Genomic DNA, 25340 nt, shown 5'->3' with positions numbered 1-25340 from the left:
TCCTTGTGAGACAACAAAATATTTATCATAATAGTTTTCATACAAAATTCAGAGAACCATTTGGTGCTGCACCGAATGGTTCGAATGTTACTCTAACTATTGATATCCATAATCACTATGATGTGTCACGTGTTGTTCTTCATCACATTCATGACAAGTCTGATCAGGAGTACACGCAGGATATGGATTTGTATAGTGAGGAACATCAGTTTTTTTCTTATGAAACAACGGTGGAAATGCCTAATACTCCCCAACTCGTTTGGTATTACTTTGAAATAATCACCGATGAGGAAACTCTTTATTATGGAAGAGTGAATATTGAAGAAAGCGGGGAAGGTGTCATTTATGAACAAGTTCCACCTTCTTGGCAGATCACGGTTTATGATCCAAGTTACGAAACACCTAAATGGTGGAAGCATGCGACTATGTACCAAATCTTCCCTGATCGTTTTAATATAGGTGGCGAATTGGATCTGAATAAAGCACCTAAATCTAGTGTCATGCATACGCATTGGGAGAATGATCCTTATTATATTCGTGACGAAGACGGCGGTGTTGTTCGCTGGGATTTTTTTGGAGGTAATTTAGAAGGAATCATTAAGAAGCTAGACTATATTAAATCCCTTGGTATTTCTGTTATCTATTTAAATCCTATTTTTGAGGCTGAAAGCAATCATCGGTATGATACAGGAGATTACCATAAGGTTGATCCACTCTTAGGGACTAAAGAAGATTTTGAAAAGTTGATTGAAGAAGCGGCTGAACGAGGCTTAGAAATCATGTTGGACGGTGTATTTAGCCATACTGGAAGTAATAGTAAATATTTTAACAAACGTAATGAATACGATACGCTCGGAGCCTATCAATCTAAAGATTCTCCTTTCTATTCCTGGTACCAGTTTCATAATTATCCAGATGAATACGAAGCTTGGTGGGGCGTAGGAACTTTGCCAACTCTAAACAAAGAAGATCAAAGTTACCAGCATTTTCTGGTGCATGATAAAGATAGTGTGATCAAAACCTGGCAAAGAGCAGGGATGAAGCATTGGCGCCTTGACGTAGCTGATGAGCTCACAGATGACTTAATTAAGAAAATCTATTTACAGTTAAAAAGAAATAACGAATCTAGTGTACTACTGGGGGAAGTGTGGGAAGATGCCTCCAATAAGAAAGCCTACGGGAAACGCCGTGATTATCTATTAGGTGGAGTACTGGATTCTGTTATGAATTATCCTCTACGTGAGCTTATGCTTGGATTTATTAAAGGGGAAGTGGATGCGTATTTTGTTCATCGTCGATTATTAACGTTAAGTGAACACTATCCAAAATCGTACTTCTACTCTGTTATGAATATGCTTTCCAGTCATGATGTAGAGCGAATTAAAACGTTATTAGATGGATTTATACCTGTGGAATTCTCAGACGAAAGACGTTCAAGGATCATTCAGGCTCAAGTCAAAGCATTAAGCCTGTGGTTATATTCCTTTCCAGGTGTACCTTCTCTCTATTATGGGGATGAAGCAGGGGTGACGGGTGAAGGAGACCCTGATAACCGTAAACCTTTCCCATGGGGTCGTGAAGAGCAGGAACTTGTAGAGTGGTACCAAACCATTGGACAGTGGAGAAAAGAACACCAGGCTATTCGCACAGGCGCCTGGACACCTCATGCTCTTCATGAAGACGTTTTTGCTTTTGAGCGGAGCACTACAAATGGTGTTGACCACTTTGGTGATGAGACAAAAGAAGAGCACATGATTTACTTGATGAATCGTAATGTTGAAAAAGAAGTAAAGATTTCATTACCTGTTCGCAAAGGGAAATGGCAGCATATGGACAATAAACGTCGAGTGTTTGAAGCCAAAAATGAGCTGCTTACATTAATACTAAATCCATCGGAAAGTATGTTACTCAGACACATGCATTAATTGTGAAGGCTGTGATAAACGTTTATGTTGCTCGTTGCTCAAGTTGAGAAAGAAGTTTATTCAACCATCGTGCAGTATTATGGAATAAAGAGTTGTAAAAAAGAATGATTCCGTTAGTAAAGGTGGAATGGGGGTTGAGGACAACAGCTGAGGCCACTGAAAAACTGATACCCGCAGAGCTTTAGCTCGAGGAGGCTTGCCGTCTTCCCCGCGGAAAGTGAGTGGTTTCCTGTCCCTCCATTCGCATTCTTGAAAATACAGAACTAACTACCATCCGTTTTTCAACAATAGGGGCATGTGTTTTTGCAACAAAAATCAACAACAAGTTAACACAGCCATTTTAAAAAGGCCTGCTCTTTCCTAGGAAAGAGCAGGCCTTTTAGTTCATTAGCGAAAGTCTCGATTAGCTTCTGACATGCGGCTCATTACCGTATAGAGCGTAGTGAGACCAATTGATACTAATGTTAGAATCCAGAAAAAGTTTTTCACGTTGTTTCCTCCCTCCTCAAATTAAAAGAAGCGTACTTTCCCTTTTTTAAGAATAAGCTTAGGTCCACCTACTAAGTATAAATAGCGATCATCGATGATATTTTTCATGGCTTTTGCTTTCATACCAAATAGCTTTTTATCGTCAAAGATCGTCCCCATAGCGTCGCTTCCTCCAAGAGAAGCTACCGTTCCTTTGTAATCAAAGATAAAGCTTTGTAATGGCTCATCATGAAGAAGTGCCTGCAAATTAGCAGCACAAGTGTCAGCTTCCTGGATAGCACTTTGTGCATTAGCAGGATAAGGACGGTCATTTTCTTTATCCATGACCCAAGAGCAGTCGCCTATGATGAAAATATTGTCATGTCCAGGGGCACGTAAATCGTCTTCTACAGTAACTTTCCCTTTAACAATATCAAATCCAGCTTCACTAACGATTGGACTGGCTTGAACTCCACCTGTCCAAACGACTGTACCTGCGTTTATTTCCTCTCTATCATCACCGATAACAAATCCTTTTTCCGTGCACTCTTGAATCTTTGCACCGATGCGGAATTCAACCCCTCGATCTTCTAGAGATTTTTTACCGTATTCCACTAGATCCTCGTCAAATCCAGGAAGAATGGTAGGGGCAGCTTCTACGTTAATGATACGAACTTTCTCCCGATCGATATTATACTTTTTACATAATTCCGGAACGCGCTTTGCTAGTTCTCCGACAAACTCAATGCCAGTAAAACCTGCTCCGCCAACCAAAATGTTCAAATTATCCTCATTTTTGTCTACACCACTGCTGTAGCGTGCAAATTGGAATTCAATATGCTCACGGATGTAGCGGCTGCTGTCGATGTTTTCAATTTTAAGCGCATGTTCCTTAATTCCAGGGATGCCAAAGGTTGCAGTTTCAAACCCAAGAGAAATAACGAGATAATCATAGCTTAATTCTCCGTTCTCAAGGATCACTCGTTGTTCGTCCTTCTTAATTTCAACTACGGAATCATAATGCAACTGTACACGTTTTGTATCGATGACATCACTAATCATTACCCTAGAACTATTAGGTTCTGCCGTACCTGCAGCTACTTGATGAAGCCATGTCGTTATATAATGATAATTATGTTTGTTAACTAAAGTAATATCAGCTTCCTCTGGATTTAACTGCTGAGAGAGTCTCCTCGTTGTCATCATCCCAGCATATCCAGCACCAAGTACTAAGATTTTTGGCTTATTTTCACTCACTTGACCTCCACCTTTCCGGATGTACATTTTTTGCAATTGCATACACCTACAACTCCGTGCCTACAATTAATTCCTCTCTAGTATAACAATGTACCTTTAATTGTTGTAATCATATCTATTATGCCGAAATACGCATGTTTTATAAAAAAGGTATAATAGGAATAAGCTTCTTACAGTAAGTACACGATAAAACTTGAAAAACACGGGCATATCAACGAAAATAGAAGTACTTATTAAGTCTCATAGAGCAAGCATTTTATAAAATGATACTGTGAACAAAAAAAGAGAAAAATCACTAAATCTTAGCCGAGCTGATCAATTAATAAAAAAGATCCAAGTGTTGCAATAAATGCTATGCTCCACATGGTTAGATGAAGTTACAGAAAAGGAGTTTGATTATGAAGTCGTATATTCAAGAACAAATTCAGACCTATCAGGAAAAAAATAAACAAACGGCCCGCTTACTTATTAAGTGTCCGGACAAACGTGGGATCGTCTCTGCTGTAACACAGTTTTTGCACAAAAACGAAGCTAATATTATTGAATCAAATCAATATACGACAGACCCTCAAGATGGAAGATTCTTTATGAGAATTGAATTTGAATCGCCACATCTACCTGAGGCAGAAGCTACGTTTCGAGAAGGTTTTCAGCCAATTGCAGAACAATTTGATATGTCATGGGATTTAACAGGAGCATATGACATAAAAAAAACGGCGATTTTTGTTTCGAAAGAATTGCATTGTTTACGGGAACTTTTACTTGAGTGGCAAAGTGGTGATGTAATCACAGATATAAAACTCGTAGTGAGTAATCACGAAGATTGCAGAGAACTTGTAGAATCGTTCAATTTACCTTTTTATCATATTCCTGCAAATAAAAACATTCGTAAGCAAGTGGAAGAGCAACAGCTTTCTTTACTTGAAGAATATGATATTGATCTCATTGTTCTCGCTCGATATATGCAAATTCTTACGCCTGAATTTGTAGCTGAACAACCTTTTAAGATCATCAATATTCACCATTCGTTCTTACCCGCTTTTATTGGGGCTAACCCACACAAACGGGCTTATGAACGTGGAGTGAAGTTAATCGGAGCCACTTCCCATTATGTAACGAACGATCTTGATGAAGGGCCGATTATTGAGCAAGATATTATGCGTGTAGATCATCGTGATAATGTCGATGATTTAAAGAAAATGGGTCGCTCCATTGAACGCAGTGTACTTGCTCGAGCTGTGAAATGGCATCTTGAAGATCGGTTAATTGTGCATAAAAACAAAACGATCGTTTTTAAATAATTGCTTTGCTTTTAAAAGGGAGACATTAATTATGATGTAATGGGAAGGCAAACTTCCTTAAAGGAGAGTTCACCTTATACTATTTAGTTAGACTTAGGCACTTCATTGAAGCAGCGCTTATAGATCTAATGGTAATCTTGAACTTTCAAGTCACGAGGGTTGTCTTCTGTTTGTGGGTCATTCATCGCTTCTTTAGAGAAACGTTCTGTTTGATCAGTTGGTACGCCTTGGTCTTGAAGTGCTGGAACATCAAGGTCGAACTGATTGGCCCGAACCGTAAATTTTAATAATTTAAAATTTTGACATGCTGAGATATTTCGTTAAGATAAGTTTGTAAAGAAAAAATTTAATAAAACTTACTTTGTTTGACGGAGGAGGTTGTAAATGGCGGATAAACACGATGAGCGCGCACGTAATGCTATAGATGAGGCACAAGCATTTGTGATTGACTCGATTGCTGAAACAATGGATTTGTACGGAGTTACTCGAAGTGCCGGTAACTTGTATGGCACGATGTACTTTGAGGATGATATGACGCTTGATGAAATGCGCGAGAAGTTAGGCATGAGCAAGCCAAGCATGAGTACGGGAGTGAAGAAGCTTCAAGACTACAACATTGTAAAGCAAACATTTCGAAAAGGTACAAGAAGGCAAACGTTTGTGGCCGAAAAGGATTTCTTTCAATTCTTTACTAATTTTTTTACGAAAAAGTGGCTACGGGAAGCTAAAACTAATTTAGATGCCATCAACAAAGCACAGCATGAGTTGGATGAACTTCTGGAATTAGATGATCTTGATGAGAACCTTCGAGAAGAAGCAATTTTAACTTATAGGCAGATAGAGGGTTCCAAGCCTTATTATCATTGGTTACAAAAATTAGTAGCATCAATAGAGAGTGGAGAAATATTTGATCTACTCCCATTAGAGGATGATAGATTATAACGTAAAACGCGCCTCTCAACAAATAACCATCAGGGTTATTTTGCGGGAGACGTCTGTCCTCAATAAAATACAGAATATTATGAAAACAGACTCAGTCATTCTTAAAAAAGAATGCAGCCGTATTACTAGTTGGAACAGTTGTTACAATATTTATGATTTATAAACTCGATCACAAATGAAGATATCCATTGGGATTGAGTGCTGCGATTTTACAGTCTTAGGTGCAACACTAGGGACCATTCTAATGAAGACAGAGGAATAGGATCGGCTGAAAGTGAGCAGGTTCCCATCTAATCAACCATTCTATTATTGATGTTTGTACCCCCTCAACATCTTAAAATAATAATATAATTCACCCAATATTTAATGAGTATTCAAGTAATAAATCAGCTAAAGAAGGTCGTTCATGACCATCCCTTCCGATGACATGTTGTGCAGTAATTAATGAATTTAATACTGCCTCTTCTGTCGCTTCGCCAACTGCTCGAAAAGCATGGTCCATTTCATCTTCATGCAATGTGGGAATCGTTAATAATTGATTTGTCGGATTGTGCGGGATCTTTGTTGCGGTTGAAAAACCAATCACAATCTCCCCACTTCCATTTGTAATGACGCTTCCGGTTCGGGATAACCCAGTCACACTTCTTTTTAAAATTCGATTTAATTGCCTTTCGGATAAAGGGAGATCGGTAGCAACTATAATCATAATAGAGCCCTTGTCTTTGTCTTCAATATTCTTTTGTAATCTCTCCTTAACCTGTCTCCCAATCGGCTTTCCATCAATTTTTAAGTCCCTCAATATCCCGAAATTTGTTACAACATAGACTCCTAACGTATAGGTCCCATGTGCTAATTTGATTATTCTTGAAGAGGAGCCGACGCCGCCTTTTAATGAGTAACAAAGCATGCCAGTACCAGCTCCTTCAGTTCCTTCATGAAAAAGTGTTGAAGCTCGATTCAAGGCTGTTAGAACATGGTCTTTATTAATAAATCTTTCTCTAATATCGTTCAGGTACATATCATTACATTCTCCAACAACAGGGTTTACGGATCCTGTTGTTCTACCAATTTCGGGAGTGCGCTCTAACATATACTCAATAACTGCCTCAGCAGCTGTGCCAATACTTAGTGTGTTTGTTAACACAATTGGAGTTTCTAAAGTACCCATTTCTTCAACTTGGATGGTACCCATGGTTTTACCGAATCCATTAATTACATATGTGGAGGCAATTAGTTTTTCGTTAAACAAGTCGCCTTGATGTGGAATAATTGCACTAACTCCTGTTTGCATATCTTCATTGCTTAACGTGACGTGTCCAATAGTAACACCCTTTACATCAGTAATTAAGTTGTTTAAACCTGGAGAAAATTCACCTATGTTTACACCGTGATCTCTAATTCTTTCTTGTTTTCTCATAAATAATTTCAGCTCCTTTATTTAATTGTGTATAATAATGTAAGGTTATGCAAAAATAAACGTATATCTTGTATGTAATGGAACTATTATACAATTTCCAGCCAAAAAAACAGAGGTATATGTTAAAAATTTAAATTTTTTTATCATATGATGGTTACGCTTTCATGTAAGGGGTATTTTCAAACAACCCCATTCATTTCAAGGATTTTGAAGGTGAAATAAAATAATTTAATTTTCGGAAAATTACTTATGAGACTCTACATCAAAGCGTTCTAAGCGTGAAATATGCTTTTCTTCATGCTATACTAGTACGAAATGAAAAAACAGAATTTTGTCACTTTTGCGTAGAGACTTCAAGGATAAGAGAAGATGAGGGGGAACCAATATGCAAAAAAACGGATATCCAATTCCTCAAGGGTTGTATCATCCTGAGAATGAGCATGAAGCTTGTGGAATCGGAATGCTTGCTAATATTAATGGAACAAAATCACATAGCATTGTTGAAAATGCAGTCACCATCCTTTGTAATTTGGAACACCGAGGCGGTCAAGCAGCTGACGTTAGTACAGGCGATGGAGCAGGGATCCTGACACAAATCCCGCACTACTTTTTTGAAAAGCAATGTGAAAAGGAAGATATAGAACTGCCGCCTGAAGGAAAATACGGTGTTGGTATGATCTTTCTTCCCGAAGACCACGATACTCGAATGCACTGCAAGCAAATTTTTGAAAGAATAGTTAAAGAAGAAGGGCAACAGTTCTTAGGTTGGCGAACAGTGCCAATTAATGATTCTTTTGTTGGTCATGATGCTAAGAAAACAAAGCCCTTCATTCGACAGGCTTTTATCGCTCCTGGTGAAGGAATCGATGATCGTATGGCTTTAGAACGTCGTTTATATATTATCCGTAAGCGTGCGGAAATCGAAACCGCTAAAATGGATGGCTACGATGATTTTTATATTAGTAGTCTGTCTTCAAGCACGATTGTTTATAAAGGGATGCTTGTTCCAGAACAACTTGACTCTTTTTATATCGACTTGAACCATCCAGACTTTAAGACAGCTTTAGCATTAGTTCACTCACGCTTTAGTACAAACACGTTCCCAAGTTGGAAAAGATCACACCCAAACAGATATACGATTCATAATGGTGAATTTAATACATTAAGAGGTAATGTGAACTGGATGAGGGCTAGACAAGTATTATGTGAGTCTGAATATTTCAGTGAAGAAGATTTGCAGAAATTGTTACCTGTTATAGACTCTAACGGTAGTGATTCCTCTATGTTTGATAACGCTTTTGAATTCCTTTATTTATCTGGGCGTTCATTGGCTCATTCTGCGATGATGATGGTGCCGGAACCTTGGGCAAATGATGAATCTATTCATCCAAAGAAAAAAGATTTCTATGAATATCATAGCTGTCTAATGGAACCGTGGGACGGACCAGCTGCGCTTGCTTATACAGATGGTACGCAAATCGGTGCATGCCTTGACCGTAATGGACTGCGTCCAGCTCGTTATTATGTAACAAAAGACGGAATGATTGTTCTTGGATCAGAGGTTGGTGCACTGGATATCTTTGCCGATGATATCTTATATAAAGGGCGTCTTCATCCAGGAAAAATGTTACTCGTTGACCTTGAAAAGGGGGAAATTATCCCGGACGAGGAAATTAAACTTGAGATTGCTAATCAGGAACCATATCGCGAATGGTTAGATGAATATAAAATGGATCTAGAAGCATTGCCTGAACCGAAAACAGAACCGGAGCAATCAAATGTAAAATTGATTGATCATCAACTGGCTTTTGGGTATACAACGGAAGAGTTAAATAAAATCCTGAAACCACTTGTTTCAGACGGGAAAGACCCAGTTGGTTCAATGGGTTACGATTCCCCATTAGCTGTTTTATCACAAAGACCACAACTTCTATATAGCTACTTCAAACAGCTATTTGCCCAAGTAACAAATCCGCCGATTGATGCAATACGTGAAAAGATCATTACAATGGTCGAAACTACAATTGGTGCAGAAGGAAATCTTGTTGATCCAAAACCTGACAGTTGCCGTAAAATCCGACTGGAAACTCCTGTTTTAAGAAACGACCAGCTTGAGAGATTACGTCAACAAAACTTAGAAGGATTCGGAGCAGAGACTTTACCAATCTTATTTGATGCCAAGTCAGATTCGAATGCTATGGAACAGGCGTTAGATGAATTGTTTGAAAAAGCGGATCAGGAAGTAGAGAAAGGGACAACTCTATTAATCCTTTCCGACCGTGGAGTTAACCAAGACCATGCGGCTATTCCAGCGTTGCTTGCCGTCTCTGGCTTACATCACCACTTAATTCGTCAGGGAACAAGAACTAAGGTCAGTATTCTAATTGAATCAGCAGAGCCGCGTGAAGTTCATCACTTCGCCACACTACTAGGGTATGGGGCAGAAGGAATCAACCCATATTTAGCCTATCAATCATTAAATGACTTAATTGAAACAGGCGATCTTGACGTTGAATCTCTTGACTTTGCAGTTAACCGATATGTGAATGCTGTAACTGATGGTGTAATTAAAATCCTATCCAAAATGGGAATATCCACGATTCAAAGTTACCGAGGGGCACAAATATTTGAAGCAGTTGGTATTCACCCTGAGGTCATTGATCGTTATTTCACACGTACAGCATCACGCTTAGGTGGAATAGGATTAGATATTATAGAAAAAGAAGTATTAATGAGACATGAAAATGCCTTTGGTGAACATCGTAAGGGATCGAAAAACCTTGATCCTGGTGATGATTATCAATATCGTGCAAATGGGGAAGATCATCAATACAATCCAAAAACCATTCATACGTTACAATACGCTTGTCGCTCCAATGACTTTGACTTGTTTAAGTCATATTCCCGAATGTTGACAGATGAAACCAACAACCTTCAATCTCTTCGTGGGCTAATTTCCTTTAAGAAGCGCGAGTCGATCTCGATTGATGAAGTAGAATCTGTGGAAGAAATCTGTAAACGATTCAAGACAGGTGCGATGTCTTATGGTTCAATCAGTCAAGAGGCACACGAAGCACTTGCTGTAGCTATGAACCGTGTAGGTGGCCGCAGTAATACAGGAGAAGGAGGAGAAGATCCTGGCCGTTTTACTCCTGATGAAAGTGGTGATTCTAGACGTAGTTCAATTAAACAAGTAGCTTCTGGACGTTTTGGCGTAACTAGTCATTACCTCGTAAACGCTGATGAAATTCAAATAAAAGTTGCTCAAGGTGCGAAACCTGGTGAAGGTGGACATCTTCCAGGGAAAAAAGTGTATCCATGGATCGCTGAAGTGCGTGGATCTACTCCAGGTGTAGAGCTTATTTCTCCACCACCGCATCATGACATATATTCAATCGAAGATTTAGCAGAATTGATTCACAATTTGAAGAATGCTAATCCAAAAGCACGTATCAGTGTAAAACTTGTATCTGCAGTAGGAGTAGGTACCATTGCAGCGGGTGTAGCTAAAGGCCGTGCGGATCACGTGTTAATCAGTGGTTATGATGGTGGAACGGGTGCCGCTCCAAGAACGAGTTTGAAGCATACAGGAATGCCTTGGGAAATTGGCTTAGCTGAAACCCACCAGACGTTGCTTCTTAACCGTCTGCGTGATCGTATTGTCGTAGAATCAGACGGTAAGATGATGACAGGTAGAGACATTGTTGTAGCTACATTATTAGGCGCAGAAGAATATGGCTTCTCAACAGCTCCATTAGTTGTATTAGGCTGTGTAATGATGCGTGTATGTCATTTAAATACTTGTCCTGTAGGTATAGCCACTCAAGACCCTGAATTAAGAAAGAAATATAATGGAGATCCAGAGCATGTAGCTAACTTCATGCGCTTTATCGCCCAAGAAGCGAGAGAACTCATGGCAGAGCTAGGGTTCCGTACAATTAATGAAATGATTGGTCGTACAGACGTCTTACAAACCAATGAAAATATTGATCACTGGAAAGCAAAAGGAGTCGACTTATCGGCTTTACTTCATCAACCAGAAGTAGCTGACAGTGTCGGTCGTTATGCCACTAAAAAACAAGACCACGGCTTAGAAAAAACGATTGATAATGAGGAACTTTTACCGTTATGTAAAGATGCTCTTGAAAAAGGAGAACCAGTAACAGCAACTGGATCTATCCGAAACATCCATCGAGTAACAGGTACGATACTTGGAAGTGAGATCACCCGTCGCTACGGAGAAAAAGGTCTCAAAGAGGATACGATTAGTCTCACATTTAAGGGGTCTGCTGGTCAGAGTTTTGGTGCATTTATTCCTAAAGGTATGACTCTTCGCTTAATTGGTGATGGGAATGACTATGTAGGTAAAGGCTTATCTGGTGGTAAAATTATCGTTCACCCATCGAAAAAATCAACGTTTATTCCAGAAGATAATACAATTGTAGGGAACGTATCTTTCTACGGAGCTTCTGAAGGAAAAGCATTCGTAAATGGCCTAGCAGGAGAACGTTTCTGTGTAAGGAACAGTGGTGCTGACGTTGTAGTCGAAGGTGTAGGTGACCATGGTTGTGAATATATGACAGGTGGAAAAGTCGTAGTCCTAGGTGCCACAGGCCGAAACTTTGCCGCTGGTATGTCTGGCGGAGCAGCTTATGTACTGGATGAAGAGGACGAATTCCATAAGAAAGTTAATGCGGAATTGGTAAGGGTAGAATCCTTAACAGATGATGAAGAGATTTATGATCTTTATAACATGATCCAAGATCACGTTAAGTATACCAATAGCCCGAAAGCTCAACGGATTCTTAATGATTGGAAGACAGTACTTCCTCAGTTCAAACGTGTTATTCCTGAATCATATCTTCAGATTCAAGAGAGAATTAAAGTCCTTAAGGAAAGTGGCTTAAATAATTATGATGCCGAGATGACAGCCTTTGATGAAAGTACAAAAGAACCGGTTAAAGCCTAAAATACAACAGGAGGGGATCTAATGGGGAAGCCGACAGGTTTTATGGAGTATGAACGGCAATCACAAAATCAACGTGACCCAGCCGACCGGACAGAGGATTGGAATGACTATACACTTCCTTTGTCTGAAGAAGAAGTACAAGTTCAGGGGGCTCGCTGCATGGATTGCGGCGTCCCTACTTGTCAATCTGGTATGGAAATCAATGGCTCAACAACAGGTTGTCCTGTATATCACTTAATTCCTGAATGGAATGATCTAGTCTATCGGGGACAATGGAAAGAAGCCTTGAATAAAGAACATGAAATGAACAACTTTCCTGAATTCACAGGATTCGCATGTCCAGCGCCTTGTGAAGGTGCTTGTGTACTTGGGATAAACGAACCACCTGTGGCTATTCGAACAGTTGAACGTTCAATTATTGAAAAAGGCTTTGAGAATGGATGGGTTCAGCCTGAGCCTCCAGAAACTCGGACAGGTAAAAAAGTAGCAGTCGTAGGCTCAGGTCCAGCTGGACTAGCAACTGCTGCACAATTAAACAAAGCAGGGCATCTCGTGACTGTTTACGAACGTAACGACCGTGTAGGTGGTCTACTTACTTACGGAATCCCAGAAATGAAACTTTCGTATTCCATCGTAAAACGTCGTGTAGATATTTTAGAACAAGAAGGCATCAAATTTGTGACGAATACAGAAGTGGGACGCAACTATCCTGTATCTAGACTTCGCGATGAATATGACGCTGTCGTACTTTGTGGAGGAGCTACTGTACACCGCAATATAGAAGCTGAAGGCAGAAGTTTGAGAGGCGTTCATTATGCGATGGATTTCCTTCATTCAAATACTAAAAGTCTCTTAGACTCTAACCTTGAAGATGGCAACTATATTTCTGCCAAAGATAAAGACGTCATTGTTATCGGTGGTGGGGATACGGGGACAGACTGTTTAGCTACATCTGTACGTCATGAATGTAAAAGTCTTACGCAATTTGATATTTATGATAAAAAACCTGAAGACCGTGATGACCTAACTAATCCATGGCCACAATATCCAATTGTACACCGTGTGGAATATGGTCATAATGAGGCATCTGCTAACTTGGGGCGTGATCCTAGGGCCTATGCTGTTATGACTAAACGTTTCGTAGGTGATGGGAAAGGTCGTATAAAAGAGGTTCATACAGTTAATGTTGAATTGATTTTTGATGAAAAAGGAAATCGAATGCGTCGTGAGATTCCAGGTACTGAAAAAGTCTGGAAAGCAGATCTTGTATTGCTTGCCATCGGATTTAGTGGGCCGGAACAAGACTTGATTAATAAACTAGGCGTAGAAACTACAGATAGATCAAATATTAAAGCCGAATATGGTAAATATACAACGAACGAAGAGGGTGTATTTGCTGCTGGAGATATGCGCAGAGGACAGAGTTTGATTGTTTGGGCTATCAACGAAGGCCGTGAAGCTGCTCGTGAATGTGATCGTTATCTGATGGGGTCAACAGTACTTCCATAAGAGAACAAAGAACTAGACCTGATGGTGGGTCTAGTTTTTTTGTGATCTTATGAGGAAAATGAACGAAATTACATACTTATCGTTTTATATGCAGATAAATAAGGAAAGTGAAGAGTAATACCCGGAAGAGAGGATGTCATTCATGATACGTACAATTTTAATGATAATTGGTGCCATAGTGGTTATTGGGTTTATACTGTCCCTGCTATAATAGTAAATAGAAAAGAAACTCATCTAAAATAGTAATGGTTTTTGATTTAAGAGTATAAAACATTAAATAACTAAGTTTCTAGCAGTCCATTTTCTTATATAGATTGGACTGCTTCTTTTTGTTGATTTATCAAGATTTAAGAAGGCTCTATTCTAGGCCCTGATCAGAGAAAGCTTCTAAAGTGACTACAGTATGAACGATACGCTAGGAATTTTTATATTAGAAAATAGTATTGTGTGACCGTCATTTAAAATAAAACAGTTTCTGCTAAAATAACTGACACACTTTACTGGAAATTATTATCCCCATGTTATAGTGAATTGCAGCCTCTAATAACAAAACATTTGTTAATCATTGTCCTGATTTATACGGTGGTTTCCGTTACAAAGGATGGCGTTAGAAGGTCCGGGAAATCACTCGCTTTCCGTGGGCATGTGGTGAGCTTCCTCAGGCTACGCCTTACGGGATCTCACCGATCATGTTCATCCCACAGGAGTCTTGCGATTTCCCGGACCTTCTTGCTTTCGTGAGGAGAACGGAAGCATCAGATGTGGTGCTTCAAGTGAAAAGCATTCCTCTGTGATGGCCATATCTCCTGATCTGTATCAGGCTTCAATTGGCGTTATATCAGATATCTCATACTTTAACAGGGACGGTAGAACGGCACGATTTCGATAGAAACATACGGCAAGCGACTCCTTCCCCACCGCCCCTTTCTCCACACAATCATCTCGGAATCGAGTCTTCAACAATCCTGCTAAGTTAGCGCAACAAGCACAACTTCGTCAATGTGCATAACTATTCGTATGTTTACCCCTTTCGTGAGCATCGATATTGATAAGAGTAACAATGGTTGTATGATTGGTAAGACGATCATACACACTCTTATAAATAAAAGGGCAGTCCTTAACTGGAAAAAATGTTATATTTTAACAAGAAAAAACTGTGTCAACTCTTTCAAGCGGTCACAAGTATATTAAGAACTTTAAGCTTTGATTGTCAAAGTAGCGTTATTTATCCAGTTCATTAACTAAAATAAGATGAGCTTCATTTGTTATGTCTTTTTTAAATGTATTCAAGGAAACGATTAGAAATTGAAAGTATTTAAGAGAATACAAAAAATGTGTTTACATTATCGGGATATTTGGTATTATATAAGAGGATTTAATAATAAATCCCGATATATTAATGGAGAAGGGGGATAATAGCTTATGCTTACATCTCTTTATATGTTGTCACTAACTGTATTAATCACATTTCTAGTTTTAGTGGCTGTTGAAAAAGTTCAAAGCTTATTCAAAAAGAAAAACACGTTATCAGATCCTTCAAATCATGCGACCCCTGTATTGGAAGTAAATCAGCAGGGCTGATTGTAAAATATATAGAATAGGTCTTCTAAGACTCTGTGGTATCTACCACAGAGTCTTCTTTTTACTTATTAATTTGGTGTGTTAATTTTGTTGTGAAAAGTATTGATTTCTTTATTAGGCAAGTTGCTTATCTTATTACGTTAAAGCCCCAGATTGTTTAATAAGAGGTAATGGTTGATGGGGAGGAAATTAGCTGCGCTGCGGGGTCTCGATGCGTAGGTTTTTCCGCAAGAGTCTCACCAATTTCCTCCCCATCAACGCCAAACGAGATGACATACACAATCACTTATTAGTGCTCGAGAATAAAAGCAGCCGATTTGATATAATAGTCTTAATAATATTTGGCTATGTTAAATATTAAACCTAATTTATAAGGAGAGATTGTATGAGGAAACAAGTTGAATTACATAAAAGTCGGTTTTTAACCGAATTAGTGGAATTCTTAAGCATACCAAGTATATCGTCCTTATCAGAACATAAACCTGATGTTCAAAGAGGGGCAAAGTGGCTAGCAGATTCCCTAGAGCTAGCAGGGATGGAAAATGTGGAGATTATTAAAACGGAAGGTCACCCAATTGTCTATGGTGATTGGTTACATGCCGATGATAAACCAACAGTGCTTATTTATGGGCATTATGATGTGCAGCCAGCTGATCCTCTAGAATTATGGGAAACACCTCCTTTTGAACCTACTATTAAAGACGACAAAATATATGCTCGCGGCGCTACAGATGATAAAGGCCAATTATTTATTCATGTAAAAGCTATGCAATTATTAATGGAGGAGCACGGAAAACTCCCGGTAAATGTGAAGTTTTGTATAGAGGGGGAAGAGGAAGTAGCGAGTCCGAACTTAGCCCCTTTTATTAAGGAAAACCAAGAAAAACTATCTGCAGATGCGGTGCTTATTTCTGATACTTCATTTATCGAAAAAGGACAACCAGCAATATGTACCTCCTTGAGAGGAGCCTTAGCGCTAGAATTAAATGTGGAAACGGCTAATACAGACCTTCATTCGGGATCTTATGGGGGAGGGGTGCCTAATAGTATTCATACACTCGTCGAGTTGTTAGGATCTTTTCATAACAATCAGGGTCAGGTATCAGTAGAAGGCTTCTATGAAGGGGTTCCGGAGCCAACTGAACAGCTTCGTAATGAGGTAGCTGAAATTCCTTTTGATGAAGAGAGCACAAAAAAACAATTAGGTTTAGACGTTTTATATGGTGAAAATGGTTTTACTTTTCAAGAACGAGTAGGAATACGTCCTACTCTGGAAATAAACGGAGTGGGTGGTGGTTTCCAAGGGGAAGGTTTGAAAACCATTGTACCAAGCCAAGCACAGGCAAAAATAAGTTGTCGCCTCGTTGGGGACCAAGATCCATCGGAAGTGTTTAAGCGAATTGAACAGCATATCCAAAAACAGAAGCCAGTGGGCAGCAAAGTTACCTTAAACCAGCTAATTCAAGCTAAACCTGTTTCTTTAGACTCTACTAATGAAATGATTCAAAAAGCAGCGAGTAGTTTTGAAAAAGTTTATGGTGTACGTCCGCTTTTTCCTAAAGAAGGAGGGTCAATTCCTATTGTAGAAGTATTCTCTAGAGTCCTCGATGCTCCTGTTGTTTTAATGGGATTTGGGTTACCTTCTGAGAACTTGCACGCACCAAATGAACACTTACACATCGAAAATTTCACAAAAGGTATAGAAACTGTTTGTGATTATTTATTGGACCTATAAGAGGAGAGACTGAATTTTCAGTTGAAGTAGTTCAGTTTTTGTACCTAAAGCAAACTACATCATCTTAGGAATCTGTTTTTTCATTCTGCACACTTTGGGCATATGAGGGTGTTGTCTTTTACAATTTCTCCATCCAAAAATCCATCCATACAGTAGATGTTTCGTCCGCAGTATTTACAGATTCCAACTAATTCTTTCATGAAAAAACACCGTCCTTTATTAAATTTATTATAACGTAAACTTACCCTCTGATGGTTTTAAAAAACCCAGCCACATTTGTGACTGGGTCAATAACTAGCTATTCATAATATCCGCAACAATTTCATACGAGCGAAGACGTGCATCGTGATCGTATATTTGGGAAATTACCATCATTTCATCCGCTTGTGTATCATTAAGGAAATTTTGCAATTCAGCGCGAACTTTTTCAGGACCGCCGATAATTGAAGCTCCTAACTGTTGTTGTAGAGCTTGCTTTTCTTGCTCTATCCAAATTTCATTCATATCATCAACAGGAGGCTGTAACAGCATATTCGTATTACGAATTAAGTTTAGGAATTGTTGGTAAAGTGATGTAGCTAACCGTTCAGCTTCCTCATCAGAATCTGCCGCAATGACATTCACTCCTACCATTACATGAGGTTCATCTAAGGTTGAAGAGGGCTGGAAATTACGACGATATAAATCTAAGGCTCCCATTGTATTGTTTGGGGAGAAATGACTAGCAAAGGAAAAAGGTAAACCGAGTTGGCCGGCTAATTGAGCGCTAAAGCCACTTGACCCAAGCAACCAAATTGGCACATCAAGCCCTTCCCCTGGTATAGCGTGAACTCTGTTTATTCCTGTAGATAAAGAAGGATCAAAGTACCCACGAAGTTCATCAAGCTGTGCAGGGAAGTTGTTGGCATCACCGTTTAAGTTACGACGAAGCGCTTGAGCGGTTATTTGGTCAGTACCTGGGGCTCGACCTAAGCCTAGGTCAATACGGCCAGGAAACAGCGTCTCAAGAGTCCCAAATTGCTCAGCTATGATAAGGGGTGCATGATTTGGAAGCATAACTCCGCCGGATCCTACTCGAATCGTAGATGTATGATGAGCAATATGACTAATAGCAATAGATGTAGCCGAACTCGCTATAAATGGCATATTATGATGTTCTGCCATCCAATATCTCGTAAATCCCCATTTTTCAACGTTTTGAGCTAAGTCCACACTGTTCCTAAAGGATTGGTCTGGACTGCCTCCTTCTACAACTGGAGCTAAATCTAATACGGAAAATTTTATTTCATTCAATTGTTTATCTGTCATTCTGCATCTTCCTTCTTTTTTTAAATCATTTAATTCTCTTTTATCGTACCAATTTTATTTCGTGTCTCAAAAGATTCTGCTTACCTAAAGCTAGGAGAGGGAGTTCCAATTTTAAGAATACTTTAGACATATCCGATAATATAAAACTTATACTAATTCTCCATGATCATTAAGGTTGCAAAATGTTGATTAAAACTTGCTTGCGATCAAAGATATCTTTAACATAGAAGCAAATCACTAAGAAGACGGGAGATTTATATGTCACAAGAAACAACTTTAACTGTAAAAAGTAAATATGTTAACAAATATAGTAAAGGTTATCCACTTATTCAAAAGTCATCTCTAGTCAATCCTGAGAAGTTAAAGGAAGAAGGTGCAATTTTAAAACTGTTAGATGAAAGAGGAGGATTTATCGGAAAAGGTTACCATGGTTTACAAAATAAAGGGTTAGGCTGGCTCTTGACACTCAAGGAAGAAGAAATTGATAGAGATTTTTTCAAAAAAAGTCTGCAAAAGGCCATTAGCTTAAGAAAAAAATTCTTTTCTGCTGATGATACTAATGCTTTTCGTATCTTTAATGGGGAAGGGGATGGTATTGGCGGTTTGACAATCGATAACTTTAACGGTTACTACTTAATCAATTGGTACAGTGAAGGAATTTTTACTTTTAGGGACTATGTTTTAGAATCACTAACTGAATTGATTGAATATCAAGCTATTTATGAAAAGAAAAGGTTCGGTAAACAAGGACAATACATTGAAGAGGACGAATTTGTTACTGGCGAACGAGGTGATTTCCCTATAATTGTAAAAGAAAATGGAGTAAGCTTTGCTGTTTATTTGAATGAAGGTGCCATGGTAGGAGTGTTTTTAGATCAACGTGAGGTTAGGAAAAAAATTCGCAACGAGTATGCACAGGGGAAAAAGGTTTTAAATACATTCTCTTACACAGGCGCATTTTCTGTTTTTGCTGCATTGGGAGGGGCATCCCATACCACAAGTGTTGATTTAGCTAATCGTAGTTATGCAAAAACGATCGAAAATTTCAGCCTAAATGGTGTGGACTACGAAGTACAGGATATTGTCGTTGAAGATGTATTCCAATATTTTAAATATGCTAAAAGAAAAGATAAGAAGTTTGATCTTGTTGTCCTTGATCCACCTAGTTTCGCAAGGTCGAAAAAAACAACTTTTCGTGCGGAAAAGGATTACACAAAATTATTAAAAGAGACAATTGAGATAACTGAACGTGACGGTGTAGTTGTCGCTTCAACCAATTGTAGTAAATTTAATATGAGTAAATTTAAATCCTTCGCAGAAACGGCATTCAATGAAATGGGTAGGAAATATAAAATAGTGGAAGAATACTCTTTACCTAATGATTTTAAAACTTCGTCACAATTTAAGGAAGGTAATTATTTAAAGGTTTTATTTATAAGAATAGAAGGTTGATCAACTAGAGTACGGTTCCTTTAAGAGTAACGGATTCAGTTTTCGAGTACAAAACATGAAATAACATACGAATGAAGAGACCAAATCGCATATGATTTGGTCTCTTATTATTCCTTGTTATATCAACGATTATCGGTATTTAACATATAAATTAGCATACAAAATCAGAGATTGTGCTTGAATTCGAGATGTTTGTGTGAATGTAGGGGCTGCGGGAAACGGCTCGCTTTCCATGGGGCGGGCGCTGAGCCTCCTCGGATTTCGTCCTGTGGGGTCTCAGCTGTCCCGCACATCCCATAGGAGTCTCCCCGTTTCCCTCCGCCCCTTTACCATATAAGTTTCTCGATACCACTTCAAGAAAAAACAGCCATTCCTAAGTTTGCATATAGCGGGCGGTCCTATTAAAATCCTTGACAGAGAGAGGTTCATTGCAATAGAACACGGATAGTGGAAGATAGTCCTTCTGGGAAAGGGATTCGTTTCTCACACATCAATGGGGGCTTGGGAATCTCCCCGCTTCCTAGCCACCCATCCTTTGCTTTTAATGAACGGGCCCTACTGCCATAAGTCGTCTTCTGTGTTCGCTACACCATATGGAACAAGTGTGCAGTTGCAAACTGAAATAACACGCCAAGTAAGTTCCTAGTTGCCGTTTATGTCCTGAAATTATTACTACAGAGTCTTATTGTCAAGGCCCCTTAACAGGCGCACTTCATCTAAACAGGTAATCTAATAACTTATCTGAGTGATTCAATAGATCTAGTGTTATGGTAATATTCACTGGTCTGTATCAGCAGGGTTCAATTGGCGTTATAATAGATATCTCATACTTTAACAGGGAAGGTCGTACGGCACGATTTCGATAGAAACATAGGGCAAGGGGGGAGACTCTTGTGGGATACGCGGGTTAGATGAGACCCCGGAAGGCGCCAGCCTGAGGAGGCTCAGCGCACGCCCACGGAAAGCGACTCCTTCCCCACCGCCCCTTTCTCCACACAATCATCTCGTAATCGAGTCTTCAACAATACTGCTCTGTTAAGAACAATCCTTCACATACTCTACAATTAATTCAACATAAAATGATAATTATCTACTTGGTCTATAAAAATCAACAGAGTAATTAGCACGTTGACAACAGCTATTGTCATTATGTTATTTGGGTTTCGATTTTGTCTGATAATTCAAGTGTTATTATCCCATAACCATTTATATATAAGGTGAAAATAAGAGCCCCAATCATATGCTATTTCGTAAGTTTATCCACCGAGACGGAACTACTTACTCGTAAACGTGCTTCTCATAGTTTCTCACGGATTTTAATTCATTTGAGTATCAATGTACCAATAGATGCTTGAACTCTTCTCAGAAGCGGTCTACGTGCGTCATTTTATTATAAATCTATCATCACACTCATTATAATATAGTGACTATTCATGTATGCAAAAATGTTTACATGTATGCAATATGTATTTAATTTGTACGCAATTACGTATGCATGTATACAAATGCGAACACACGTTGACTTGCAGCCATGTATACGATAATGCACGCATGTATACGTAAAAGAATACAAATTGAGGTCAGTAGAACATACTTACTATATAATCTAACGCACCCCCTCACATATTTAATAGCTTTCTCTAGTAATTTCTGAAGAATAAAGGAATGGGCGGGTTTGAAGTGTGCAAATTAATTCCTCTTACACAAGTGTATTATAAGAGTGTGATTTTTGGGGGATGGGAAAATAGGTAAGTTGAAGATATAATTTTGTTCTGCAATTTAAAGCACAATCTCAATAGGATCAAAAGATTTTATTTAAAAGAACAGGTAAATGGTTAACAGTATACTGGATACCTTAACAGTGTCCGTTTTTCCTGTGGTAATTTTATGAAATATGATTTTCCCTTTGATAGTAAATTTAATATAATTACCAATTCATCTCGTTTAAAATTCATTCAATATTCTCTCGCGATTTAACTCTCAAACTATTTATATTCAAACTTTTTCTTCACTTCTATTTAAACTCCTACTACATTATCTACTAAATCACGCTTGTTAATTGAGTCATTTTAATGTAAACGAAAAAGTAAACATGTACACAAAAAGTATTTAAATTGTACACAAAGACGTACGCTTGTATACAAAAATGCAAACAAGTTGTTACTAAAGGAAGTGTGCGTGTTTGTATACATGTACACTAAAACCGCATATTTGTACACATTAATGAACACGTAAATAGTCACATTGACTATTAAACAGGAATCTAATATGTTTAATAGTATAGCTAGATAAATCTAGCAAAAAATCCATTTTTAAAAGGAGAGCAATTATATGACAAAATCAAGAATTGCTGCTGTTGATGTAGGAAACGATTCAGTAAAAGCGAATTTCGGCAAGTTAGAATCTGAATTATATATACCTAATGTACTCGCGAGAGATTTGGAGGACCGTCCGGTAATTGGGATTGAGGACTTAGATGATAAAGACCCTATTGATAATATACATATTCGCGTGCATTCTCCTGCACTACAAGAGAATAATGCGATTTATCGAGTAGGTAATCTTGCTGCTAAGAGTGATAATTCAACTGAATTAGATCCAGGAAGCAGTAAATCTGAAGAAGATCAAACTCTCATAATGTTGTTTGCCTCTATTGCTTTAGATTCAGTATCGAGAAAAGATGCACAATCACACAAAAACAGTGTAATTGAAGCAAACTACACCCTTGGAACAGGTCTTCCTCTTCGTGAAGTGAAAGAAGGTAAAGATGTTGGATATCGCTCCCAACTCCTAGGATCAGTCCACCAAGTGGAATTCCTAGTAACTCCTAAATATCAAGGGATGAAAGTGAATATCAAATTTGATGAGGTTAAGGTTTACCCTGAAGGGTTTGCAGCATATGTGAACTTAGTGATGGATAACGACTTAAATATTATCAATAAAGAACTAGTAGACAAGCAAATCCTTATTCAAGATATTGGAGGTCTTTCAACAGATATCGCTGTGATCAGGAATCGTAATGTTGATGACGATAAGGCGCAAGGATTTAACTTAGGAGTGGCTGAGTCATTAGAGCAAATTCGTGATGAAATTATGACTAAACATGGTGTTCAATTGGATAGTCGTCGTGACGTTGTAGACATTATCACAAGGAAAAATGACCGCCATCACATTATGGTAAAAGGTAGTCGAACCAGCGTTCATGATACCACAGACCGCATTCTCTTAGAATTAGCCAAGAAGCAATATCGCTTCTTAAGAAATGTATGGCAAAAGAATTCTCAATCAGAGATTTGCTATTTTGTTGGCGGAGGTTCAGCTGTATTAAAAGAATATATTAAGACACTTAATAATAAGTTAGATGGATTTAATATTGACTTCTTTGAAGACGAAAATGAAAGTATTTGGATGATGGCCAATGCTTACTATAAGTTAATTTCTGATTTCCAACGTAAATCAGAAGCCGTAAATGCGAAAAAGGACGACAACAAGAAAGAGAAAGCATCATCGAAGTAAGGTGATTAAATGAGTAATGATAAGAAAGGTGTGGAAAGGGGGCAGTCCATTACATTTCGTGTCCCCTCTGACACACCAGATCATTTGCTAAAACAGTTGACGGAACTAAAAGAGACGGAGCGAAGGAATTTTTCAAGTAAAGTTGCAGAGTTCGTAATGGATGGGGTTAGTCGCTCTCTTTCAAAGGAAAAAGAAACGGTTACGATCCCTTTGCCCCGCCAGCTTACCAAAGAACAACGTAACTGGATGAAGCACGAACACTCAGAAGCTCTAATGGGAAGCATTATCTATCAATTGATGAGTGATCCCACAAGGGCGATGACATTATTAGCCTCATTAAACAGTAAATCTGTAGACATCGATGAAGCACTCTATCTCCAAGAAGAGATTGCTGCTAGTGAAGAGAAAACGGATGATCAAAAAGACCCACAATTAAAAGAAATTGATGAATCCTCGTCAGAACATAACGACAATGACCTGGATGACTTAAATTTAGATAGTTTGCAAGGTGACCTCCGCAGTAGTGTAAGTGATAATGAAGTGGAGGAAGATGATGATGATTTACTTGGAGACTTTCTATCAAGTATGAATAAATAGTATAAAAGCCCCTGATATTATCAATAATATCAGGGGCTTTTATATACGAAATTTGAATTAGAATAGGAATCGCATTATGATTAGAAGACGAATGACTAGGATAAATAACGTCATAATTTACACATGAAAATTTCATGTGCGAATTCCAAATATTTGTCCCGTGATCAGGAATGGTGTGTTAATGGACTAAGAAAGTGGGTTATGTTCTGCAAAACTTAGAAAAGTAAGTTCATTTTCTATTAAACCACATGAGCCACACTGAATCTTATATTCAGGTCCTTTGTAATCGATGTGATAGACTGCAAGTTGATCAGAGCTGCACTCCGAAAGAACCTCACCAGATCTTGGGTCTAATTTTACAGAAGTAGATACTTGTTTAATCTTATTAAATCTTGACCTATTTGTTTTGCAATTGGGGCATAAGTAAGGTTTCATGAGATCTCTCATCCTTTTTTAAGTAGATAGCAACTATTATGGGTATTTAAATCAAAAATTATAAGTGAAATAATGTAAAACTCGATATTTCCCGGGAAATGTCGATATAATACAGAAAAAAAGACCTTACATTAATAGTAACTGGTTCCGTATTGGAAGCGAAAATTGGGAATAACATATTAAATCACAAGGGAATCATCATAGGTTTTCACATTAAATACGCATTATAATTAACAAGCAAAAAGGCTCAGTATTTTCTCTGAGTCTTTTTAAGGTCGTTTTTATGTTGTCTGTGTTTTGTCATTATGTTATTTTTGTTGCGATTTTGTATGATAGTTGTGTAGTATCCCATAACCATTGATATATAAGAGGGAAATAAGAGACCAAATCATATGCGACTTGGCCTGCTAATTAGTATGCTATTTCGTATGTTTCTCCGCGGTAACGGAACTACTTATATTAATAGTAAGGTCTCCGTAGATTATTTCGAAATTCCGGTATCGTCTTGAGTTAAGTTAATCCAATCATGGGACCAAGATTCTATATTATCTATAATAGGTTTTAAAGATTGTCCTTTTTCAGTTAAGGAGTATTCTATTCGAACCGGAGTCTCAGGAAAAACCTCACGATTAACAAGCCCTTCTTTTTCCATATCCTTCAAGCGGTCTGAGAGAACTTTTCCACTAATACCAATCGATGATTCGATGCTTCTAAAGCGTTGGTTGCCTTCTAATAGTTGATAAATGATAAGGCCAGTCCAACGTTGACTAAGGATACCTATTGCCTTTTCAAATCGAGGACAAATAGATTTATTCATAACCATCACTCCTAAAAGCATTATACCATACCACGAAAAGTAATAGAATAAATACATATAAGTAACTTACTAAAAGATACCATGGGTAAATCCCTAAAAGCCTGCAGAATT

14 protein-coding genes and 1 pseudogene are annotated in these 25340 nt (G+C 38.3%); 10 read left to right on the top strand and 5 right to left on the bottom strand.

Annotated elements, in window-relative coordinates; translation table 11 throughout:
* The first annotated feature begins 5 nt into the window (after window positions 1–5).
* Entirely contained in the window at window positions 6–1925 is a 1920-nt protein-coding gene (locus tag ACFQIC_RS03685; RefSeq protein WP_204708684.1) for a glycoside hydrolase family 13 protein, read from the top strand.
* A gap of 510 nt (window positions 1926–2435) precedes the next feature.
* On the opposite strand, the gene ACFQIC_RS03680 is transcribed toward ACFQIC_RS03685, so the two are convergent.
* A complete protein-coding gene (locus tag ACFQIC_RS03680; RefSeq protein WP_390216951.1) occupies window positions 2436–3677 on the bottom strand; it encodes an NAD(P)/FAD-dependent oxidoreductase in 1242 nt (413 codons plus the stop codon).
* Between the two features lie 371 nt (window positions 3678–4048).
* Here ACFQIC_RS03680 and purU point away from each other — a divergent pair, with 371 nt between their 5' ends.
* Window positions 4049–4951 (top strand): formyltetrahydrofolate deformylase, encoded by a 903-nt coding sequence (purU, locus tag ACFQIC_RS03675; RefSeq protein ID WP_204708686.1) that lies wholly within the window; start codon window positions 4049–4051, stop codon window positions 4949–4951.
* A 125-nt stretch (window positions 4952–5076) separates the two neighbouring features.
* Here the strand turns inward: purU and ACFQIC_RS03670 are convergent.
* Window positions 5077–5208 (bottom strand): annotated as a pseudogene (locus ACFQIC_RS03670) (NAD-dependent alcohol dehydrogenase); the annotation flags it as partial.
* 127 nt (window positions 5209–5335) lie between these two features.
* Between ACFQIC_RS03670 and cudC the strand changes: the two are divergent.
* Window positions 5336–5893 carry a choline uptake/conversion transcriptional regulator CudC gene (gene cudC, locus ACFQIC_RS03665; protein ID WP_204708687.1) on the top strand — a complete coding sequence of 186 codons (558 nt, stop codon included), beginning with the start codon at window positions 5336–5338 and terminating at the stop codon, window positions 5891–5893.
* Window positions 5894–6245: 352 nt separating this feature from the next.
* Here cudC and ACFQIC_RS03660 read toward each other — a convergent pair whose 3' ends face one another.
* Window positions 6246–7310: a DmpA family aminopeptidase gene (locus tag ACFQIC_RS03660; protein ID WP_204708688.1), complete on the bottom strand. Its 1065-nt coding sequence runs from the start codon at window positions 7308–7310 to the stop codon at window positions 6246–6248.
* A gap of 385 nt (window positions 7311–7695) precedes the next feature.
* Between ACFQIC_RS03660 and gltB the strand changes: the two genes are divergently transcribed.
* The 4 genes from gltB (at window position 7696) to ACFQIC_RS03640 (ending at window position 17104) form a co-directional block, all read left to right on the top strand.
* Window positions 7696–12279 carry a glutamate synthase large subunit gene (gene gltB / locus ACFQIC_RS03655; RefSeq protein WP_204708689.1) on the top strand — a complete coding sequence of 1528 codons (4584 nt, stop codon included), beginning with the start codon at window positions 7696–7698 and terminating at the stop codon, window positions 12277–12279.
* A 21-nt stretch (window positions 12280–12300) separates the two neighbouring features.
* The gene (locus ACFQIC_RS03650) at window positions 12301–13788 is read left to right on the top strand and encodes a glutamate synthase subunit beta (protein WP_204708690.1); all 1488 of its coding nucleotides are present in this window, start codon (window positions 12301–12303) and stop codon (window positions 13786–13788) included.
* A 1422-nt stretch (window positions 13789–15210) separates the two neighbouring features.
* Window positions 15211–15369, top strand: a complete 159-nt coding sequence (locus ACFQIC_RS03645) for a hypothetical protein (RefSeq protein WP_204708691.1) — start codon at window positions 15211–15213, stop codon at window positions 15367–15369.
* Between the two features lie 385 nt (window positions 15370–15754).
* Window positions 15755–17104, top strand: coding sequence for a dipeptidase (locus ACFQIC_RS03640; RefSeq protein WP_204708692.1), 1350 nt, complete (start codon window positions 15755–15757; stop codon window positions 17102–17104).
* A gap of 294 nt (window positions 17105–17398) precedes the next feature.
* Here ACFQIC_RS03640 and ACFQIC_RS03635 read toward each other — a convergent pair whose 3' ends face one another.
* Window positions 17399–18412, bottom strand: coding sequence for an LLM class flavin-dependent oxidoreductase (locus ACFQIC_RS03635; protein WP_204708693.1), 1014 nt, complete (start codon window positions 18410–18412; stop codon window positions 17399–17401).
* Between the two features lie 258 nt (window positions 18413–18670).
* Here ACFQIC_RS03635 and ACFQIC_RS03630 point away from each other — a divergent pair, with 258 nt between their 5' ends.
* The 3 genes from ACFQIC_RS03630 to ACFQIC_RS03620 all read left to right on the top strand — a co-directional run bounded on the left by ACFQIC_RS03630 (window position 18671) and on the right by ACFQIC_RS03620 (window position 23977).
* Window positions 18671–19864 carry a class I SAM-dependent rRNA methyltransferase gene (locus ACFQIC_RS03630; RefSeq protein ID WP_204708694.1) on the top strand — a complete coding sequence of 398 codons (1194 nt, stop codon included), beginning with the start codon at window positions 18671–18673 and terminating at the stop codon, window positions 19862–19864.
* A gap of 2331 nt (window positions 19865–22195) precedes the next feature.
* Entirely contained in the window at window positions 22196–23380 is a 1185-nt protein-coding gene (locus ACFQIC_RS03625) for an Alp7A family actin-like protein (protein ID WP_204708695.1), read from the top strand.
* Window positions 23381–23389: 9 nt separating this feature from the next.
* Window positions 23390–23977: a hypothetical protein gene (locus ACFQIC_RS03620; protein WP_204708696.1), complete on the top strand. Its 588-nt coding sequence runs from the start codon at window positions 23390–23392 to the stop codon at window positions 23975–23977.
* Between the two features lie 916 nt (window positions 23978–24893).
* Here the strand turns inward: ACFQIC_RS03620 and ACFQIC_RS03615 are convergent.
* Entirely contained in the window at window positions 24894–25229 is a 336-nt protein-coding gene (locus ACFQIC_RS03615; protein ID WP_204708697.1) for a winged helix-turn-helix transcriptional regulator, read from the bottom strand.
* Window positions 25230–25340 lie beyond the last annotated feature (111 nt).

The organism is Halobacillus seohaensis (assembly GCF_042663045.1).
Lineage (GTDB): Bacteria > Bacillota > Bacilli > Bacillales > Halobacillaceae > Halobacillus_A > Halobacillus_A seohaensis.
Note: the sequence above shows the minus strand (reverse complement) of the source record. Positions and strands in the feature narration are given on the sequence as shown.

Bases quoted from the DNA above. Each gene is read 5' to 3' on its own strand.
- ACFQIC_RS03630 (WP_204708694.1), top strand. From the start codon at position 18,671: ATGTCACAAGAAACAACTTTAACTGTAAAAAGTAAATATGTTAACAAA.
- gltB (WP_204708689.1), top strand. From the start codon at position 7,696: ATGCAAAAAAACGGATATCCAATTCCTCAAGGGTTGTATCATCCTGAG.
- ACFQIC_RS03680 (WP_390216951.1), bottom strand. From the start codon at position 3,677: ATGTACATCCGGAAAGGTGGAGGTCAAGTGAGTGAAAATAAGCCAAAA.
- ACFQIC_RS03650 (WP_204708690.1), top strand. From the start codon at position 12,301: ATGGGGAAGCCGACAGGTTTTATGGAGTATGAACGGCAATCACAAAAT.
- ACFQIC_RS03660 (WP_204708688.1), bottom strand. From the start codon at position 7,310: ATGAGAAAACAAGAAAGAATTAGAGATCACGGTGTAAACATAGGTGAA.
- ACFQIC_RS03645 (WP_204708691.1), top strand. From the start codon at position 15,211: ATGCTTACATCTCTTTATATGTTGTCACTAACTGTATTAATCACATTT.
- ACFQIC_RS03640 (WP_204708692.1), top strand. From the start codon at position 15,755: ATGAGGAAACAAGTTGAATTACATAAAAGTCGGTTTTTAACCGAATTA.
- ACFQIC_RS03615 (WP_204708697.1), bottom strand. From the start codon at position 25,229: ATGAATAAATCTATTTGTCCTCGATTTGAAAAGGCAATAGGTATCCTT.
- cudC (WP_204708687.1), top strand. From the start codon at position 5,336: ATGGCGGATAAACACGATGAGCGCGCACGTAATGCTATAGATGAGGCA.
- ACFQIC_RS03620 (WP_204708696.1), top strand. From the start codon at position 23,390: ATGAGTAATGATAAGAAAGGTGTGGAAAGGGGGCAGTCCATTACATTT.
- ACFQIC_RS03635 (WP_204708693.1), bottom strand. From the start codon at position 18,412: ATGACAGATAAACAATTGAATGAAATAAAATTTTCCGTATTAGATTTA.
- purU (WP_204708686.1), top strand. From the start codon at position 4,049: ATGAAGTCGTATATTCAAGAACAAATTCAGACCTATCAGGAAAAAAAT.
- ACFQIC_RS03625 (WP_204708695.1), top strand. From the start codon at position 22,196: ATGACAAAATCAAGAATTGCTGCTGTTGATGTAGGAAACGATTCAGTA.